The sequence below is a fragment of the Streptomyces sp. NBC_01520 genome (assembly GCF_045040375.1).
In the GTDB taxonomy this organism is placed as follows: domain Bacteria; phylum Actinomycetota; class Actinomycetes; order Streptomycetales; family Streptomycetaceae; genus Streptomyces.
On the sequence record NZ_CP109404.1, the window covers coordinates 2,936,268 to 2,954,950 of the forward strand.

Here is an 18,683-nt window from a genome sequence, read left to right on the forward strand (position 1 = left end):
CATGGGGAGAGCCATCGGATGCCGCACGCCACCGCCGGGACACCCGCCCTCGGCCACCGGCCCCGCTGGTGGACGGAGCTGCCGCTGATAGCGGTGGTGTACGGGCTGTACTCGGCGGGCCGGCTGCTCGTCCGGGAGGACATACCGGCGGCCGTGGAGCACGGGCTCGCCATACTGCGCCTGGAGAAGGCGCTGTTCCTCAACGCCGAGCACCCGCTCAACCGGCTGCTGACCGCACACCCCTACCTGGGGATACCCGCCGACTTCGCGTACGCCTCCCTGCACTACCTGGTCACCCCGGCCGTCCTCATCTGGATGTTCCGGCGCCGGGCCGCCGCCTACCGGGCGGCCCGCACCTGGCTGATGACCTCCACGCTCATCGGGCTGATCGGCTTCACGCTGGTGCCGACCTGCCCGCCCCGGCTCCTGGACGCCCACCACGGATTCGTCGACACGATGGCCCAGTACAGCGCGTTCGGCTGGTGGGGCGCGGGGGCGAGCGCCCCGCGCGGGCTCAGCGGGATGACGAACCAGTACGCCGCGATGCCGAGCCTCCATGTCGGCTGGGCGGTGTGGTGCGGGGTCCTGCTGTGGCGCCACGGACGCCACCCGCTGCTGCGGGCGGCGGGCATCGCGTACCCGCTGATCACCGTGCTCGTGGTGATGGGCACGGCGAACCACTACTTCCTCGACGCGGTCGCGGGCGCCGCAGTGATGGGTGTCGGAGCGCTGCTGACCAGGCCCGTCATGCGGATCGCGGACCGCGTCAAGGACCGTGTGCGGGTTGTGTCCGCCCCGGCTCCGGCCCCGGTCCCGCCCGCGAGGTCCACGATTGTCAGTGACGGATGCAAGACTTCCGCGGGTGAGCGAATCCCCGGTCAGCGGACCCCCTCCGCAGATTCCAGCGACGCGGCCACCGGCACCGCTGCCGAAGCCGCCAGCGACGACGCTCCGGCAGCGGCTCGCTGAACTGCGCGGCCCGTCCGTCGCGCCGCATCCGCTCGACGCGCGTGCGCTGGCCGCCCTCGCCGCGAACCCCGGCTGCAAGCGGCGCGCCCTGCTCGACGGTGCGGGGGTCGACAAGGGCGTGCTGGCCGGCTCGCTGGGCTCCCCCGCCGCGTTCGGCCAGTCGCAGTTCGCCTTCGTCCGGGGCAACGCCTTCGAGAAGAAGGTCAAGGCCGACGGCGGTACGGAGCTGCTGCGCCTGCTGTTCGAGCGGCTCGGCAGCGGGGCGGACGCACCGGGCGAGGCCGCCGTGCCCGATCTGTCGGCCGCCGGGCCGGAGGGCCGGGCCGCGCGCACGGCCCTGGCGCTGCGCGAGGCCACGGCGGCGGGCGGCTGGGCGCTGCTCGACCATCCGATGCTGGCCCTGGAGGTGGCGGGCTCCCCCGCCTATCTGGAGCCGGACGCCGTGGTGGTGCACCCCGACGGCACCTGGACGGTCGTCGAGATCAAGTCCTTCCCCATGATCGACAGTTCGGCGGACGCCGCGAAGGTCGGGGCGGCGGCCCGCCAGTCCGCGGTCTACGTCCTGGCGCTGGAGCGGATCGCCGACGTCACCGAGGGCGCCGAGGTCGGACACCGGATCCTGCTGGTCTGCCCGAAGGACTTCTCCAACCTGCCGACCGCGTCGGTCGTGGACGTCCGCAAGCAGCGCGCCGTCACCCGCCGCCAGCTGACCAGGCTGACCCGGATCGAGGACATCGCGGCGACCCTGCCCGAGGGCATGACGTTCGACCCGGGGTGCACCCCCCAGGAGCTGGGCAGCGCGGTCGACGCGGTCCCGGCGGCGTACGCCCCCGAGTGCCTGGCGGCGTGCGAGCTGGCCTTCCACTGCCGGGCGAAGGCCCGCGCGGAGGGCGCCGTGGAGACCCTCGGCCGGAGTGTGCGGGGCGAGCTCGGCGGCCTGACGACGGTTGCCGGGGTGCTGGCCGCAGCGGCCGGCAAGGAGGGCGACCCGGCGGACCCGACGGTGGCCGCGCTGCGGCGGGCCGCGGCGTTGCGTGCCGAGGCGCTGGAGACACGGAGCGGCGGAGCGGCATGTCACTGATCACCACCCTGGCCCGGCTGGAGGCGGTGGACAGCGGGCGGGCCCAGCCGCTGACCACGGTGCGCCACCGGCATCTGACCGCCCGGCCGCTCGTGCTGGTGCCGCTGACCACCGCGGGCGAGGCGGGTGCCCCGCTCGGCGCGCTCGTCGGCACCGACCGCGAGGAGCCGAAGCTGCTCACGGTGGCCCAGCCCCGCGACCGCGACCTGCGGTTCGCCTTCCTGGCCGAGCTGGCGGAGGCGGTGCTGCCGCACATCGAGTCGTACGCGGACGCCGTCGAGCCCGCCGAGCGCAATGAAGCCGATCCGGCGACCGGGAAGAGGACCAAGGTCGAGGTCGAGCTCTGCACGGACGCGGCCCAGCTGATCGTGCCGAGCCGGGCGGGCGTCGACTTCGTACGGCTGCTGGGGCGGTCCATGCGGTTCCGGCGCACCGTCGAGGACGATCCGGACACCCCGTATCCGGCGCCCGCCCGCGTCCCGCTGCTCGGCCGCTGGCTGACGCACTACGGGGAGCGGGCCAGGGTGCCGGGCTCCGCCCTGCTGCTCTCCGCGACGGATCTGCTGAACCGGCACTGGGCGACGGGCCAGAGCAGCCTGGAGGACCAGCACCTCGGTGCGCTGCTCGCCTGGATCGACCCGCCCGGGGGCGAGTCGGGGGCCGCCGCCGCGCTCCGTGCGGAGACGGGGCGGGACCGTGCCGGACAGTTGCTCTGCCCGCCGGCCGGACCGGCGACGGACCCGGCGTTCGACAACCGGCTGCTGGCGCCCGCGATCGAGCGGTACGACCGGGCGCGCACGGCGCTGGCAGCCGCGGAGGACGGTCTGGCCGCCGATGCCGGGCTCGTCGAGCTGAGCGGGGCCGAGCGGGAGATCAGGTCCCGGCTCGCCGGGGTGCTGCGGCCCACGTGGGACGCCGTGTGGCGGGGGCTCGACCTGCTGGCGGAGCTGCCGGAGGGGCCGAGGGCGCAGGACCGCTGGACCAGGGACCGCTGGTCGTTCACCGCGCACCGGGACCGGGTGGGGGCGGGCGAGCCGCCGCAGCCGCGCCGGGACGACGCGGTGACGGCGGCGCAGAAGCTGGCCTCGCGGGAGACCGCGCAGGCCCAGCTGGAGGCGCAGGAGGCGCTGGACGATCCGCTGGTGCTGGCCGGCCGGCGGCTGGCGGGCGAGGCGTTCGTCGGGGTGGTGACGGAGGTGGAGATGGCGTACAGCGAGTCGAAGCGCCCCTCCCCCCGCCCCCTGGTCACGATGCGGACGGACGAGCGCCCGCATCTCGGCGAGCGGACGAAGGTGTACCGCTCGCTGGACGGCAAGCCGCAGACTGCGGAGTTCGTGGCGCGCCTCTCCGAGGACGGCGGGGACATGGGCGGGGACCCGGACGGGGAGATCCTTCTCGTCCTGCGGATCACGGACCGGATGGGGCGCGGCAAGGAGCCCGCGCCCGGTTCGGTGCCGGAGCCCGGGGACCGGATCGCCTGGACGCTGTTCGAGCACGACCAGCGGGGCGGTCCGAAGCTGCCGGACCCTGAGGACACCCCGTGGACCCATGGCGGCCCGCCGGGTGCGGCGGCCGACGGACCCGCCGAGAAGCCCGATCCCGTGACGCCGGAGGACCTCCTGTGACAGCCGTTCTCGACCCGGGTGCCGCGGCGGCGCGGGCGACCGACGCGATCCTCGGCGACACCCTGCGCGGTACGGCGCGCGGCATCGTCGTGGACTCGCCGCCGGGCGCGGGCAAGTCGACGCTGGTGGTGCGTGCCGCGCTCGAACTGGCCGCCGCGGGCAGCCCGCTGATGGTGGTCGCGCAGACCAACGCCCAGGTGGACGACCTGGTGGTGCGGCTGGCCGAGAAGGCTCCCGGGCTGCCGGTCGGCCGGCTGCACAGCAGCGACTCCGATCCGTACGACAAGGTCCTGGACGGCCTGGACCACGTACGGAAGTCGGCGAAGGCCTCGGATCTGGCAGGCCTGGACATCGTCATCTCCACGGCCGCCAAGTGGGCGCACGTGAAGAACGTGGAGCCGTGGGGCCACGCGATCGTCGACGAGGCGTACCAGATGCGGTCGGACGCGCTGCTGGCCGTGGCCGGACTGTTCGAGCGGGCCCTGTTCGTCGGGGATCCGGGGCAGCTGGACCCGTTCTCGATCGTGGGCGCTGACCAGTGGGCGGGGCTGTCGTACGACCCGTCGGCGAGCGCGGTCTCCACCCTGCTCGCGCACAATCCGGAGCTGCCCCAGCACCGGCTGCCGGTGTCCTGGCGGCTGCCGGCGTCGGCGGCGCCGCTCGTCTCGGACGCGTTCTACCCGTTCACGCCGTTCCGCAGCGGCACGGACCACGGCGACCGGCGGATGTCGTTCGGCGTCCCCTCGGACGGCTCGGGTCCGGACCGGGTGCTGGACGAGGCGGCGGAGTCCGGCTGGGGGCTGCTGGAGCTCCCGGCCCGCCACACCCCGCGCACCGATCCGGAGGCGGTGCGGGCGGTGGCCCTGGTGGTCCGCAGGCTGCTCGACCGGGGCGGCGCCGCGACGAGCGAGCGGTCCCCGGATCAGGTCCCGGTGACGGCGGACCGGGTCGCGGTCGGTACGGCCCACCGCGACCAGGCCGCGGCGGTACGGGCGGCGCTCGCGGAGCTGGGGGTGACGGGTGTGGCGGTGGACACGGCGAACAGGCTCCAGGGCCGTGAGTTCGACGTGACGGTGGTCCTGCACCCGCTGTCGGGCCGCCCGGACGCCACGGCCTTCCACCTGGAGACGGGACGCCTGTGCGTGCTGGCCTCACGGCACCGGCACGCCTGCGTCGTGGTGTGCCGGGCGGGGGTGGCGGACCTGCTGGACGAGCACCCGTCGACGGAGCCCGTGCAGCTGGGCGTCACGGTGAAGTTCCCCGACGGGTGGGAGGCGAACCACGCGGTCCTGGCCCACCTCCGGGAGCACCGGGTGCCCTGGAATCCGTGAATCCGGGGCGCGCCGCACGCATCGCGTGGCCCGTTCGCGGGAAGCGCTCTTGCGCCGGGTCGGACAATGGAAGGTGGCCGTCCGGCCGTACGAGGAAGGAACACCACATGGCACACCCCGAGCGGAACGAGCGGCAGAGGCTGCGCCCCGCACCGCTGCTCTTCGAGCCGTCGGAGGCGGCGGCGGATCCGGAGCACTTCTTCGACCTGGAGTCGATGGACGACCCGAAGGAGCTGCTGGCCCGCGCGACGGAGCTGACGCTCGCCTTCCGGGCCGCGACCGACCGGGCCCTGGAGTTCCAGGCCGTGGCCGCCGCGCAGCTCGCCGATCCGCGCCGGTTCGACCGGCTCACGGCCGCAGACATAGCGGAGCGCGCGGAGTGGACCGAGGACTATGCCAAGAAGATGATCGAGTTCGGGCGGTCCCTGCTCAACGATCCCAAGCCCTGACGGCCTGCCCGGACAACCTGCCCCGAGGACGACCTGGCCCGACGACCTGCCCTGACGGCCCCGGTCCTGGCCTCCCTGCCCGGAAGCCCGCCCGCCCCGCCACGGGCAGCGGTCGCGTCGCCGCCGCCTCACCGCCGTGGGCTTCGTCACTCCGGGTACAGCCTCTGGCATATGCCGTCGGGCAAGATACCCCTTCGAGGCCCGCCGCGTCCGGCTTTCGGCAACTCTCGGAAACAGTAGCGTCACTGCGGGTAGACCTGACGTCATGAGCGCATGGCTGAAAGACGAAACGACCCTGCACACCGGTGCCGCACCGCACCATGGCGTCGACATCTTCGCCCTGCTGCGGGACCGCACCGAGAACCGCACGACCGACGACCGGGCCGCCCAGGTCACCGCGTCGGGAGCCGCCTGGCTGGCCGGAGCCACGCCCTACCCCCGCAGCACGCTCTCGCAGTGGGAGTCCCGCCCCGGCTCTCCGGGCGTCCTGCCGTGCGGTTCCTCGTTCGATGTGGTGAATGTGCCCGCCCTGTTCGGCCGGCGCATGCTGGAGCGGCTCTGGGCCGAGGGCCCCGGGTCCGGCCCGGTCGCCACGCACCGGGGGCGGATGCTGCTGTTCGCCTCGCCCGGCACCGCCCAGCGACTGCCCTCCCTGCTGGCCTGGGAGGAGTGGGGCACGGGTTCCGCGGGCCGCCCCCGCGCCCACCAGGCCTCCATGCCCCCGCTGCTGTGTCACGGCGCCGGGGACGCGGTCACCGTCCCGCCGCTGAGGGCCGGATCGAACACCGGCGGGCCCCGCTGGGTGGTCGCCCCCGACACCGGAAACCCCTGGCTGCCGGGCCCCGACGTGCTGCTCTGGGCCTGTGTACGGGTGGGCAGGTCGGCGGCCCCCTCGACCACCGGGATTTCGATTTTTCCTCCGGCCGATCCGGGTGCTAATGTCTACGACGTCACCAGGCGCCGTTAGCTCAGTTGGTTAGAGCAGCTGACTCTTAATCAGCGGGTCCGGGGTTCGAGTCCCTGACGGCGCACAGACGGAAGAAACCCCCTCGCGGAAGCGAGGGGGTTTCTTCGTGTGCCCGCGGGTCAGGTGCCGGTGGTGATCCGTACGGTCCAGGCGCCCGACCGGGTCCGGTCGGCGACATCGATCCGGATGCGCTCCCCGGGCACGGTGTAGCGCTCACCCTCGCGCAGCGGGGCGTCCGCGAGGGGCGGGTAGACCGACCGGTCCCAGCAGGCGTCGGAGCCGGGGTGGGTGTCCAGCACCTCGACGGGGCCACCGCCGGACGGTGTCGCGTTGCGGATGCGGTAGATCAGGACGCCTTCGGTGCAGGTCGTCCGGTCGTTGCCGGTGGCGCTGCGGGCCTCGATGGCCAGCGCGCTGTCCGGACCGGTCCGGACGACCGCGAGCCGGGTGCCGAGGGACGCGCCGCGCACCGGCACCTCGGCCAGGGGTTCCAGGGTGAGGTCGGCGCCGCCCTGCACGCAGACGACCTGGCCCCGGCCCAGCCAGCCGAGCTTCCACTTGTGCCAGCCGAACAGTTCAGGTGCGAGTCCGAACTGGCTGCCCATCACGTCCCAGTCCCCGACGAAGGTGTCCCAGTCGCCCTTGCCGTCCGCCGGCCGGTGGTAGAGGTCCGCCAGGTCGAAGACGTGCCCGGTCTCGTGTGCGAGGACGTTCCGGTCCGGCGGGTGCTCCTCGAAGAGGGTGACCACCCGCTTGATGTCCGCACCGTCGGCCCGCAGCGGCCGGTCGAAGTTGACGACCTTCGTGGCGTCGGAGTCGACTCCCGGCGCGTCCGGGTCGGCGACGAGGTAGACGATGTCGTACGCGGAGAAGTCGGTCTGCCCGTCGGCGGCCTCGATCGCGTCGCGGAGGTAGTCGCTGCGCCGCTCGGCACCCCAGTCACGCTGTATCCCGTACCAGGTGGAGGGGTGCGGCATCCGGGTCCACTGCCGCTGCGGGTGGGCGCGCAGGGTGAATTTCCCGTACGAGGCCCGCTGGAAGAAGCGAGTGGTCGAGGGGAAGTAGTCGGTGGCGAGCACCTCGGGGGACACGACGGGTTCGGAGTCCGGGAACGAGAGGAAGACCATGACGGCGTCGAGGCCGCGGTCGGGGCGCGGATAGGCCTCGTTCCAGCTGTCCAGGCCGAGCGAGTGGTGGGCCCCGGTCCTGGGCAGGGCGCACGGGCCCGCGTCCCGCGAGGCTCCCACGGCGGGCCCGGCTACGAGTCCGGTGGCGGCGAGCGCCAGGAGGGAGGTGAGAGCGGCCGCCGCACTGCGCAGAGTCGGCCTCTCCACTCCCCCGGGTCCGTGCTGACGCGGCACATCTACCTCCGGGTGGCGAATGCGGGACATCCCCCTCACCCTGTGCCGGTTCGGTGCCGTACGCCCTGTTGTGCTGCCCCACACGGGTCAGCGAGTCGCGGCCCCTCTCACATCTCACTCACAGAAAGTCACAATCAATCACCCAAGCAACACAAAAGAACAGATCAATACAGAAGCAAACATTCTTGGCCATAGAGGATGGCGCCCTCCGCCGTGGGCCATGCGCCTGCAGTGGGCCGGAATCGGCGGGCGCGCTGGAGCGGCCGACGCGCCACCCTCTATGCTTCACCTCGCTTTCCTGGGTGGTTTCCGCCTCTGGCACGGCACTCCACCCGACGACCCCTGCCCGACCGGCCTGTTCATGACGATCTGCACAGCGGGAGCGAGCGGTGAGCGGAACCTCCGAAGGGCAGATGCCCCCGGCGGACACTGCCCCGGGCGCCGGGCGACCGGCTGTCACGGAAAGTGACCATCAAGGCTCCGGCCTCTCCGAGCTGCGCGACTACCGGGCGGCGTTCCGGGTGGCCGCCCTCCCGATGGCCGTCGTCGACCACCGGGGCGAGGTCGTCCGGGCGAACGAGGCGCTGGGCGGGCTGCTCGGCGCCGACCCCGGGGCGCTGGTCCGCCGGCCCGCGGCCGACCTCGTCGACCTGGCGTCGGACCACCGCACCTGGCACGCGTACGGCGAGGTCCTGCTCGGCACGCGGTCCCGGCTGCGCTGCACCCGCCGCCTCAAGCACTCCGACGGCCGGTCCATGTGGGTCGAGGTCACGGTCGTGCCGATGCGGGACGACGCCCCGGCCGGCCAGAAGCCCTCAGCCGGTGAAGGACCCTCCACAGGTACGGGGATCACCGCCGGGCAGGAGCCCTCCACCGGCGTCGGGAGCGTGCTCCTGACCGTGGCGGACATCAGCGACCGGCGCGAGCTGCGGCAGCGGCTGCGCCATCTCCGGATGCATGATCCGGTGACCCGGCTGGCCAACCGGACGCTGTTCTTCGAGCGGCTCTCCCTCGCTCTGGAGGCCCCGCCGTTCCAGGACGACTCGCCGCCCCGGCACGACCGGATCGGCCTCTGTTATCTGGATCTCGACGGTTTCAGGGCGGTCAACGACACCCTGGGACACGGCACCGGCGACCGGCTGCTCGCCGCCGTCGCCGGCCGGCTCACCGACTGCGCGGAGGCCGACGGCCATCACCGGGCCGGCGGGCATCTCGTGGCGCGCCTGGGCGGTGACGAGTTCGCGATCCTGGTCGAGGACTCGGCGGGCACGCACCAGCTCACCGAGCTCGCGCGCTCGGTGCTGACCGCGCTCCAGAGGCCCTTCGACCTGGGCGGGCAGCGGCTCTCGGTCTCCGCCTCGATCGGGGTGGTGGAGCGGGCCTCCGCCGGCACCTCGCCCACCTGGCTGATGCAGGCGGCGGACACCACGCTGTACTGGGCGAAGGCCGACGGCCGGGCCCGCTGGACGCTCTTCGACCCCGAGCGCAACGCGCACCGGATGACCCGGCAGGCACTGTCGGCCACGCTCAGGCCCGCCGTGGAGCGAGGCGAGTTCACGCTGGAGTACCAGCCACTGGTCGGCATGGCCGACGAGGTCGTACGGGGTGTGGAGGCCCTGGTCCGGTGGAATCACCCGCAGTTCGGGATGCTGGCGCCGAACCGGTTCGTCCCGATCGCCGAGGAGGACGGCACGATCGTGCGGCTCGGCCGGTGGGTGCTGCGTACCGCCTGCCGTCAGGCCCGCCGCTGGCAGCTCGAACACCCGGACGAGCCACCGCTGTTCATCAGCGTCAACGTCGCGGTCCGCCAGGTCCGGGACTCCGACCTGGTCGCCGACGTGGCGGAGGTCCTGGCCGAGACCGGTCTCGAACCGGGCCTGCTGCAGCTGGAGTTGACCGAATCCGCCGTGATGGGTTCGTCGGGCCGGCCGCTGCGGGTGCTCCGGTCGCTCAGCGACATGGGCGTCCGCATCGCGATCGACGACTTCGGCACCGGCTACTCCAACCTCGCCTATCTGAGCCGGCTGCCCGTCTCCGTGCTGAAGCTGGACGGCTCCTTCGTACGCGGCTTCCGCTACGAGGACGGCGCGCACCCCAGCCCGGCCGACGAGACGATCGTCGAGGCCATGGTGCAGCTGGCGCACCGCCTGGGCCTGACGGTCACCGCGGAGTGCGTGGAGACCTCGGGCCAGGCGGAGCGGCTGAGGCGGATCGGCTGCGACACCGGGCAGGGCTGGCTGTATTCCCGCGCGGTGGCCCCGGAGCGCATCGCGGAAATGATCGGCACCAGGCCACCGGAGAGCTGAGCCGGCCGGACCACCGGGGTCCGGCCGTGCCGGGCCCTCGGAGTCAGGCCGCCCGCGGCAGCCCGTACGCGTCCGCAATCAGCTCGTACGAGCGCAGCCGGGCCTCGCCGCCGTGCGCGTTGGCCGTGATCATCAGCTCGTCCGCGCCGGTGCGCTTGGCCAGGTCGTCCAGGCCGCTGCGGACCTCGTCCGCCGTGCCGTGGACGATGTTGGTCAGCCAGCCGTCGACGAATTCGCGCTCCATGGGGCTGAAGTCGTGCGCCTCCGCCTCTTCGGGGCTCGGCACGAGTCCCGGGCGGCCCGTGCGGAGCCGGACCATCGACAGGGCGCCGGTCAGCACCTGGCGGCGGGCCTCGCGCTCCTCGTCGGCGGCCAGCGCCGCGACGCCGATCAGGGCGTACGGGGCATCGAGCACGGCGGACGGCTTGAAGGACTCGCGGTAGAGGTCGAGCGCCGGCACGGTGTTCTGGGCAGAGAAGTGGTGGGCGAAGGCGAAGGGCAGCCCGAGGACGCCGGCCAGCCGGGCGCTGAAGCCGGAGGAGCCCAGCAGCCAGATGGGCGGCCGGCCCGCCGACTGGACGCCGCCGGGCGAGGTGGCCTGCACCGGGCCGGGAACGGCGTGGATACGGCCGTAGGGGTGCCCGTCCGGGAAGTCGTCGTCCAGGAAACGGGTCAGCTCGGCGAGCTGCTGCGGGAAGTCGTCCCCGAGCTCTCGGCTCCGCTCGAGCAGGGGAGACCCCACTGCGCCTTCGTTGAGCCGGTCGGTGCGGCGCAGGGCCGCCGCCGTCGCACCGTCCGTGCCGGGGGCGCGGCCGAGGCCGAGGTCGACCCGGCCGGGGGCCATCGCCTCCAGGGTGCCGAACTGCTCGGCGATCACCAGCGGGGCGTGGTTGGGCAGCATCACGCCGCCGGAGCCGAGCCTGATGCGCTCGGTGTGGGCGGCCAGGTGGGCCAGGATCACGGCCGGGGACGACGAGGCGACGCCGGGCATCGAGTGGTGCTCGGCGACCCAGAAGCGGTGGAAGCCACGGTTCTCGGCGAGCTTCGCGATGTCCACGCTGGTACGCAGTGCCTGGGTCGCGGTGCGGCCCTGGCCCACGGTCACCAGATCGAGCACGGACAGGGGCACGGATGCCGTCCCGCTCGCGGTGCCGCGAATCTCGTCGCCTCGGTTCTCGTCCACGTGTCCGGCCCTCTCCCATGCTGCGGCTGCGTATGTTCGGAGAGTACGAACAGGAGGACGGCTCCGCTTATTCCCGGCCGCCGTACGGTACCGCGGGTCCCGTACCCCCGCCGCCCGTCACTCCCGCACCTCGATCCCCCGGTGTTCGGCGGTGCCGAGCGGGGGCTCGCGGGTGGCGAAGAGCGTGCCGAGCGTGGGTGCCCAGATCCGCCGGTCGGTGAGCCGGAGCCCTTCCCAGACCGCCACCTGGTTCGCCGTGAGCACGGGCTTGCCGAGGAGTTCCTCCAGCTCGGGGATGAACGCCGCGGTGTGCAGGGCGTTGTCCGGGAGCAGCACGACCTCGGCGTCGGGGTGGTCGCCGGCCACGGCCAGTTCCTTCACCCGCTCCGGTCCGCAGTCGGCGGCCTCGGCGGCGGTGATCATGCCGCTGCCCCGCGTGGCGGTCACCTCGACGTCTCCGGCCTCCAGGAATCCGGCGAAGAGCGCCGCGATGTCCTCGGGGTAGGTGGCGGCGACCGCGACCCTGGTGGCGCCCAGCTCGCGTACCGCGTGCGTGAAGGCGAAGGACGTGCTGGACGCGGGCAGTCCCGCGGTCCGGGCCAGGGCCGCGTTCTGCTCCTGGGCCCCTTCCCAGCCGTGGGCGAAACTGCCACCGGTGCAGGCCCAGACCAGCGACTCGGCGCCCGCCATCCGCAGCTCCTCGACACCGGCGGCCAGGCGTTCGGGGGTGGCCGCCGCGCGCAGTGCCTCGACGCTGCGGGAGTCCTCGTCGATGTCGGTGTGGAACAGCGGCAGTCTGATGTCGCTGTCGAGAATGACCTCCATCCGCGGGAAGTCGTCCTCCGCGGCGTGGCCCGGGTAGAGAAGTCCTACGGTCGTCATGTCCATCCTTCCTGCGCGTCCGGATGTCCCGCATGTTCCGCCTGTCGCTTCCCGTGCGACGTGTCACCGCTGCCCCTGCCTGGGACAAGTATTCCTCCGATGGCCGCATGCCGCCGCCCGCAACCGGTGTGACCTGGGGTTTCCCATGGCCGTGTTGACGGCCGCACGGCCGGGTGCGAGCGTGGGGAATCCTCATGGCCGAACCCGTCGAACCCGTGATCCTCGTCCTGGACGCCGCCCCGTCACCGCGCCTGGGCCGGCTGACCGGGCGGGCCCGCGTCCGGTACGCCGACGGGCGGAATCTGGCCGAGCTGCTGCCCGCCGCGGATGTGCTGCTGGTCTGGGACTTCACCTCCGACGCGGTCCGCGCCGCCTGGCCGGGCGACGGCCCGCGGCCCCGCTGGGTGCACACGGCGAGCGCGGGGGTGGACCGGCTGCTGTGCCCCGAGCTGGCGGCCTCCGGCACCGTGGTCACCAACGCCCGGGGCGTCTTCGAGCTGCCGGTCGCCGAATACGTGGCGGGCCTGGTCCTCGCCTTCGCGAAGGACCTCCCGCGCACGCTGGAACTGCAGCGGCAGCGGCGCTGGCGCCACCGGGAGACCCGGCAGCTCTCCGGCAGCCGTGCGGTCGTCGTCGGCGCGGGGCCGATCGGCCGGGAGATCATGCGGCTGCTGCACGGCCTGGGTGTCCGGGTGGCGCTCGTGGGGCGGACCGCGCGGCGCTCGATCCACGGCCCCGAGGACCTGGACCGGCTGGCGGCGGGTGCCGACTGGGTGATCTGCGCGGCCCCGCTGACGGAGTCGACGCGCGGGATGTTCGACGCGCGGTTCTTCGGTCTGCTCCAGCCGTACGCCCGGTTCATCAATGTGGGACGCGGGCCGGTGGTGGTCGAGGACGACCTGGCGGAGGCCCTGCGCAGGCGGTGGATCGCGGGTGCCGCCCTCGACGTGTTCCAGGAGGAACCGCTGGGCCAGGACAGCCCGCTGTGGGACGCGCCCGGCCTGGTGGTCTCCCCGCACATGAGCGGGGACACGGCCGGCTGGCGGGACCGGCTGGGCGAGCAGTTCGTTTCGATGTACGAGCGCTGGGCAGCCGGGGAGGCGCTGCCCAACGTGGTGGACATACAGCGTGGTTACGTACCGTCGACGGACATTCCTGCCTGACGGGCAGTCAAGAGCCAGGCACCCTGGCGGAGTACGCCCCGCACATCCTCGGTCGCGCTCCGCCCGCGACGAGACACGGGAAGGTCACCCTCCGGCCACCGTTCGGTTACATGGCAGCGCTTCCTGCATAGACGTACGGGATCGGGCAGGCGCTCACCTTGTCCGGACTGTCCGACGCCTCCAGGAGATTGCGAACCATGGCTGACTTCCCGAACCTGTCCCGCCGGGGTTTCCTCAACCGATCGGCAGCCGTGGGCGGACTGCTCGTCGTTCCCGGTCTGCTCTCCGCCTGCAGCAGGACCGACGCCGGTGCCGCGGACGGCGAGGGAGCCCTCGACAAGCTCCGCAAGCAGGGCTTCGTCAGGGTCGCGTACGCCAATGAGGCCCCGTACGGCTACCTGGAGGGCAAGGAGCTGAAGGGCGAGGCGCCCACCCTGCACCGGGAGATCTTCAAGGCGCTCGGCGTCGACGAGCTGAAGCCCACCCTCTCCGAGTGGGACGGCCTGATCCCCGGTCTGCAGGCCGGGAAGTACGACGTGGTCAGCGCGGGCATGGCCATCACGCCCGAGCGCTGCGCCAACGCCATCTTCTCCGAGCCGGAGTTCATCTCCCCCACCGCGCTGATGGTGAGGAAGGGCAACCCGGAGAAGCTCACCGACCTGGCGTCCGCGAAGGCCGCCGGAGTCACCGTCGGCGTGATGTCCGGTGCCGTCGAGGGCTCGTACGCCGAGGGTGCGGGCATCGCCGAAGGGAAGATCAGGACGCTGCAGAAGCCGCAGGACGGCGCCGACGCCGTCAAGGGCGGCCGGATCGACGCGTTCCTGCTCACCGGCATCTCGCTGCGCTGGCTCGCGAAGACCAACCCGGACACCGAGGTCACCGAGGCCTTCGTCCCGGAGCTGGACGGGAAGCAGCAGTTCTCCCCGGGCGGCGCGGTCTTCCGCACGGGCAACGAGGACCTGCGGGACTCCTTCAACCGCGAGCTCAGGAAGATCGTCTCGGACAGGTCCCGCTACGTGGGTCTCCTGGAGGAGTACGGCTTCGGCGCGACGGAGATCCCGCCGGCCACCCTGAAGACCGCCGATCTGTGCAAGGGCTGACGGGGACGGAGCACACCGTATGAGTGACTTCTTCTCCACACTCGTCGACGAGTTCCCCCAGGTGAGGGCGGGATTGTGGGTGACGCTCCAGGCCACCGTCCTGGGCTCCCTGCTCGCCCTGCTGCTGTCCTTCACCCTCGGGCTGATGGCGGGCAGCAAGCTGCTCCTGGTGCGCGGGGTCTCCCGGGCGGTCGTGGAGTTCTTCCGCGGCACCTCGCTCTACATCCAGCTGTTCTGGCTCTACTACGCGATGCCGCAGCTCACCGGGTACGAACTGACGCCGGTGCTCTGCGGGATCGTCGCCTTCGGCCTGAACTACGGCGCGTACGGCTCGGAGATCGTGCGCGGTGCGATCAACTCCGTGCCCCATGCACAGTACGAGGCGGCCGTGGCGCTGAACATGAGCCCCTTCCACCGGATGCGGAAGGTCATCCTTCCGCAGGCCTGGGTGCAGATGATCCCCTCCTTCACCAACCTGCTGATCCAGCTGCTGAAGTGCACCCCCCTGCTGTGGCTGATCTCCGCGGCCGACCTGATGACCGTGATCCAGCAGATCCGTGACCGCACGGGTGAGACCCTCACCGCCTACCTCACGCTGCTGGCCGCCTACTTCGTCCTCGCCTACGCCCTGACCCTGCTGATGAACCTGCTGGAGCGGAGCGCCAAGCGGCGGCTCGGACTGCACACCGGCGCGGGAAGCCTGCTCAGGACGCGCAGCGCGCAGCCCGCCACGACCGGAGGTGCCCGGTGAACACGTTCGACCGGAATGCCGTCGGGGAAGCCCTTCCCCTGCTGCTCGAAGGGTTCCGGGTCACCCTCCTCGCGACCGTGCTCGGCACGCTCGTCGCGGCGGTCCTCGGGCTCGCCATCGCGGTGGCCGGGCGGGCGCCGTCCCGCTTCGTCACGGTGCCCGTGAAGGCGGTGATGGAGTTCGTCCGTTCCACCCCGCTGCTGGTCCAGCTCGTCGGCGCGGCGGCCCTCTTCACGTCCGTGGAGCCGCTGACCACCGGCATCGTGGTGCTGGGCATCCACTACGCCACGTACACGTCCGAGGTGTACCGGGCCGGGATCGACGGTGTGCCCAAGGGGCAGTGGGAGGCCTGCCGGGCGCTCTCGCTGTCGCCCCGGCGGACCTGGCAGGCCGTGATCCTGCCGCAGGCGGTGCGCAACGTGCTGCCGGCCCTCGGGAACTACGCGATCTCGATGTTCAAGGAGACCCCCTTCCTCGCCGTGATCACGGTGCAGGAAATGGTCTTCGAGGCCCGGAAGTACGGGGCCGACCACTTCGCGTACACCGAGGCGTTCACGCTCGCGGGAGTTGTCTTCCTGGTCGCGAGCTACCCCACCTCGCTGCTGATGAGAAAGCTGGAGAAGCGCCTTGGCCACTGACTCTGCACCCCTGAAGGAACCCGCGGACGCGACGCCCGCCACCGCGTCGACCGGCGTCGAGCCGCTGGTCCGCTTCGACAGGGTCGTCAAGCGGTACGGCGACCATGTGGTCCTGGACGAGCTGGACTTCACCGTGCGGCGCGGCGAGCACGTCACGCTGATCGGGCCGAGCGGCTCCGGCAAGACCACCATCCTGCGGCTGCTGATGACGCTGGAGAAGGTCAGCGACGGTGTGATCTGGGTGGACGGCTCGCCGCTGTCGCACGTACGGACTCCGGGCGGTTCGCTGAAGCCGGCGGGCGAGAAGCAGCTGCGGGAGTCCCGGAAGAAGATCGGAATGGTCTTCCAGCAGTTCAATCTCTTCCCGAACATGAAGGTGCTCCGGAACATCACCGAGGCACCGGTGAACGTGCTGGGCATGGACCGCGAGGAGGCCGAGGCGCGTGCCGTCGACCTGCTGGACCTGGTCGGGCTCTCCGGGAAGGTCGACGCGCATCCCTCCCAGCTCTCCGGAGGCCAGCAGCAGCGGGTCGCCATCGCCCGCGCGCTGGCGATGCGGCCGGAGATCCTGCTGCTCGACGAGGTGACGTCCGCGCTGGACCCTGAGCTGGTGGCGGGCGTGCTGGACCTGCTCTGCGACATCGCCCGGAGCACCGACATCACGATGCTCTGTGTGACCCACGAGATGAACTTCGCCCGGGACGTATCGGAGAAGGTACTGATGTTCGACGCGGGCCGGGTCGTGGAGTCCGGTTCGCCGGAGAAGATCTTCTCCGATCCGGAGCACGAACGTACGCGCGAGTTCCTCAACGCGGTGCTGTGACCTCGGCCTTGCCGCAGGGACCACGGCTCTGGCATATGCCAGGCGGACGCGCCCCGGCCGACAGGGCCGGGGCGCATCCATGAACTCGTCAACAGCCTCTTCTCATGGGCCTCTTGGCGGCTATCGTGGGTCAAAAGCTTGCGGTCACAACCTTGTAGGGGGAAACCGTGGCGTTGAAGCCCGAGCCGAAGGCGTCGTTCCACTCGGTGCAGTACGCCCTGCGTGTCCTCGAGTCGGTGTCCACGCACAGTGACGGCGTGACCGAGGCGCAGCTGTCCCGAGAGACGGCCCTGCCGCTCGGGCACCTCTCCTCCCTGCTGCTGACACTGCGCCGCGAGGGGTACGTCGAGCAGGTCGCCGACGGCACGTATGTCGTCGGGGTGTCGCTCCTGGACCTCGGCTCCGGCGCGGCCCGCAGGCAGGCCCTGGAGACGAGGCTCCAGCAGACACTGGTGCAGCTGCGCGACTCGGTCGGCGCGGCGGTCTACGTCAGCCGGTACGTCGACGGGGAGATCCGGGTCACACAGGTGGCCGACGGTCCCCGTACGCCCGCGGTCAACGAGTGGGTGGACTTCCGGTCGGCGGCGCACGCCAGCGCGATCGGCAAGTGCCTGCTGACGCAGCTCGACCACAACGGCAGGCGGGACCACCTCTCCCGGCACCGGACCGCACGGCTCACCTCGCGGACGATCACGAACGAGAAGGTGCTGTTCTCCAAGCTGGACAGCCAGCCGGCGACGGTGCCGATGCTCGACCTGCAGGAGTACGCCGTGGGCACGGTGTGCGCCGCGGTCCCCCTGACGGCGGGCTCGTCCGCGGGCTGCCTGGCCCTGTCCCTGCCGATCGAGGACGCGCACCGCCTGCGCGCGGCGGCGGCGACGCTGAACCGGCGGGCGGCGCCCGTGCTCCTGTCGCTGGCGCTCTGAGTTCCGGTCCCGTGCGGGTCCAGGGGGCGCCCCGGGATCGCTCGTGTCCTCAATCGCCGGACGGGCTTGAAGTGTGCCGCCCGTCCGGTGATTGAGGACGGAACCCCGCACTGGAGAGCCGGCCGCACCGCCGTGTCCGGGAGCGGGGCGCCGGCGAGCAGGACTTCCGCGCCCGGGGGCAGGCCACCGGCTCCGCCAGACGTTCAGCAGGCAGCGGAATCCGTCCGGGGAGGAGTCGGCGTAGATCCGGAGGTACGCGACGAGGGCACGGAGCGGCAGGGGACGGTGGCACGGGAGGTGCTGCGGGCACGTGTCATCGGCACCCCTGGGGACCAGGTATTATTTTCGAGTCAGCAGGCGCCGTTAGCTCAGTTGGTTAGAGCAGCTGACTCTTAATCAGCGGGTCCGGGGTTCGAGTCCCTGACGGCGCACGACAACGCGGTGGGCGGTTTCCGGAAACGGAGACCGCCCACCGCGCTTTGTGCTGCCGGTCGCCCGGCTACGCCTCAGAACTGGACATCGGAGCACGCGTAGAACGCGTTGGTCGTGTCCGCGACGTTCCAGACGGCCAGGATGATGTGCTTCCCGGTCTTCTGGGTGGGGATGGTGCCCTGGTGGGTCAGCGTGGCCGGGGGCTGCTGGTTCCCGTACGGCACCGTCATGAAGGGCTGCGACTCAAGCGCGGCCCTGGTGAGCGGCTGGCTGGAGTTCCAGCCGTCCTTGGTGATGTAGTAGCGGAAGTCGGACGTGGAGTGACGTGCGGTGAACTGCCAGCGGAAGCTGTAGCCCTGCCCGCCGGTGACCTTGGTGGCGGGCCAGCCGCCGCCACGGGGGTCGTCGAGCTGGGCGAACTGGCTGTTCCCTCCGGAACAGATCTTGCCGTCCGCAGGTCCTGCCGCCGGGAAGCCCTTGGGGCCCTCGACGCTCTGCGGCTCCCACTGGATGTTGCCGCAGCCGGTGACGGTGCCGTTGGCGCAGAGCTTCTGCCGGCTGATGGGGGAATCCGTGTAGCCGTGGCTACTGGCACTGCCGGTCGCGAACATGGAGACGCCCGCTATCGCAAGGCCGATGACGGCCGCGCTTGCCCTTTTCCGCATACTGTGTCGCTCCTAGAGAACGTGGGGGATG

General features: G+C 72.0%; 17 protein-coding genes and 2 tRNA genes. 15 read left to right on the forward strand and 4 right to left on the reverse strand.

The window, feature by feature from the left end:
- Positions 1–18: 18 nt before the first annotated feature.
- From OG524_RS13240 to OG524_RS13270, 7 genes are all read left to right on the forward strand, one after another.
- Complete coding sequence (locus OG524_RS13240; RefSeq protein WP_405810320.1) at positions 19–969, forward strand: phosphatase PAP2 family protein; 951 nt, start codon at positions 19–21, stop codon at positions 967–969.
- Positions 863–2,050, forward strand: coding sequence for a hypothetical protein (locus tag OG524_RS13245; RefSeq protein WP_405810322.1), 1,188 nt, complete (start codon positions 863–865; stop codon positions 2,048–2,050). Before OG524_RS13240 ends, OG524_RS13245 begins: the two co-directional genes overlap by 107 nt.
- Entirely contained in the window at positions 2,041–3,675 is a 1,635-nt protein-coding gene (locus OG524_RS13250; RefSeq protein WP_405390632.1) for a hypothetical protein, read from the forward strand. Before OG524_RS13245 ends, OG524_RS13250 begins: the two co-directional genes overlap by 10 nt.
- Complete coding sequence (locus OG524_RS13255; RefSeq protein ID WP_405390631.1) at positions 3,672–5,006, forward strand: AAA domain-containing protein; 1,335 nt, start codon at positions 3,672–3,674, stop codon at positions 5,004–5,006. Before OG524_RS13250 ends, OG524_RS13255 begins: the two co-directional genes overlap by 4 nt.
- A 107-nt stretch (positions 5,007–5,113) precedes the next feature.
- A complete protein-coding gene (locus OG524_RS13260; RefSeq protein WP_405390630.1) occupies positions 5,114–5,455 on the forward strand; it encodes a hypothetical protein in 342 nt (113 codons plus the stop codon).
- A 265-nt stretch (positions 5,456–5,720) separates the two neighbouring features.
- Positions 5,721–6,422 carry a bifunctional DNA primase/polymerase gene (locus OG524_RS13265; protein ID WP_405810325.1) on the forward strand — a complete coding sequence of 234 codons (702 nt, stop codon included), beginning with the start codon at positions 5,721–5,723 and terminating at the stop codon, positions 6,420–6,422.
- Positions 6,413–6,486: transfer RNA gene (locus OG524_RS13270), tRNA-Lys, on the forward strand. Before OG524_RS13265 ends, OG524_RS13270 begins: the two co-directional genes overlap by 10 nt.
- A 55-nt stretch (positions 6,487–6,541) precedes the next feature.
- On the opposite strand, the gene OG524_RS13275 is transcribed toward OG524_RS13270, so the two are convergent.
- The gene (locus OG524_RS13275; RefSeq protein ID WP_405812457.1) at positions 6,542–7,783 is read right to left on the reverse strand and encodes a M6 family metalloprotease domain-containing protein; all 1,242 of its coding nucleotides are present in this window, start codon (positions 7,781–7,783) and stop codon (positions 6,542–6,544) included.
- Between the two features lie 389 nt (positions 7,784–8,172).
- Between OG524_RS13275 and OG524_RS13280 the strand changes: the two genes are divergently transcribed.
- Entirely contained in the window at positions 8,173–10,089 is a 1,917-nt protein-coding gene (locus OG524_RS13280) for a putative bifunctional diguanylate cyclase/phosphodiesterase (RefSeq protein WP_405810327.1), read from the forward strand.
- Positions 10,090–10,132: 43 nt separating this feature from the next.
- On the opposite strand, the gene OG524_RS13285 is transcribed toward OG524_RS13280, so the two are convergent.
- Entirely contained in the window at positions 10,133–11,272 is a 1,140-nt protein-coding gene (locus OG524_RS13285) for an LLM class flavin-dependent oxidoreductase (RefSeq protein ID WP_405390625.1), read from the reverse strand.
- A gap of 117 nt (positions 11,273–11,389) precedes the next feature.
- Positions 11,390–12,154: a decarboxylase gene (locus OG524_RS13290; protein WP_405390624.1), complete on the reverse strand. Its 765-nt coding sequence runs from the start codon at positions 12,152–12,154 to the stop codon at positions 11,390–11,392.
- A gap of 194 nt (positions 12,155–12,348) precedes the next feature.
- Between OG524_RS13290 and OG524_RS13295 the strand changes: the two genes are divergently transcribed.
- The 7 genes from OG524_RS13295 (at position 12,349) to OG524_RS13325 (ending at position 17,986) form a co-directional block, all read left to right on the forward strand.
- Positions 12,349–13,317 carry a D-2-hydroxyacid dehydrogenase gene (locus OG524_RS13295; protein WP_405810329.1) on the forward strand — a complete coding sequence of 323 codons (969 nt, stop codon included), beginning with the start codon at positions 12,349–12,351 and terminating at the stop codon, positions 13,315–13,317.
- A gap of 197 nt (positions 13,318–13,514) precedes the next feature.
- Complete coding sequence (gene ehuB, locus OG524_RS13300; RefSeq protein WP_405810331.1) at positions 13,515–14,417, forward strand: ectoine/hydroxyectoine ABC transporter substrate-binding protein EhuB; 903 nt, start codon at positions 13,515–13,517, stop codon at positions 14,415–14,417.
- A gap of 19 nt (positions 14,418–14,436) precedes the next feature.
- Positions 14,437–15,168, forward strand: a complete 732-nt coding sequence (gene ehuC, locus OG524_RS13305; RefSeq protein WP_405810332.1) for an ectoine/hydroxyectoine ABC transporter permease subunit EhuC — start codon at positions 14,437–14,439, stop codon at positions 15,166–15,168.
- A complete protein-coding gene (gene ehuD / locus OG524_RS13310) occupies positions 15,165–15,806 on the forward strand; it encodes an ectoine/hydroxyectoine ABC transporter permease subunit EhuD (protein ID WP_405810334.1) in 642 nt (213 codons plus the stop codon). The genes ehuC and ehuD overlap by 4 nt, the downstream gene beginning before the upstream one ends.
- Positions 15,796–16,629 (forward strand): ectoine/hydroxyectoine ABC transporter ATP-binding protein EhuA, encoded by an 834-nt coding sequence (gene ehuA, locus OG524_RS13315; RefSeq protein WP_405810336.1) that lies wholly within the window; start codon positions 15,796–15,798, stop codon positions 16,627–16,629. The genes ehuD and ehuA overlap by 11 nt, the downstream gene beginning before the upstream one ends.
- A 167-nt stretch (positions 16,630–16,796) precedes the next feature.
- On the forward strand, positions 16,797–17,555 hold the full coding sequence (locus OG524_RS13320) for an IclR family transcriptional regulator C-terminal domain-containing protein (RefSeq protein ID WP_405390617.1): 759 nt from the start codon (positions 16,797–16,799) through the stop codon (positions 17,553–17,555).
- A gap of 357 nt (positions 17,556–17,912) precedes the next feature.
- Positions 17,913–17,986 (forward strand) — tRNA-Lys (locus tag OG524_RS13325).
- Between the two features lie 75 nt (positions 17,987–18,061).
- On the opposite strand, the gene OG524_RS13330 is transcribed toward OG524_RS13325, so the two are convergent.
- Entirely contained in the window at positions 18,062–18,652 is a 591-nt protein-coding gene (locus tag OG524_RS13330) for a lytic polysaccharide monooxygenase (protein WP_405390616.1), read from the reverse strand.
- Positions 18,653–18,683: the final 31 nt, after the last annotated feature.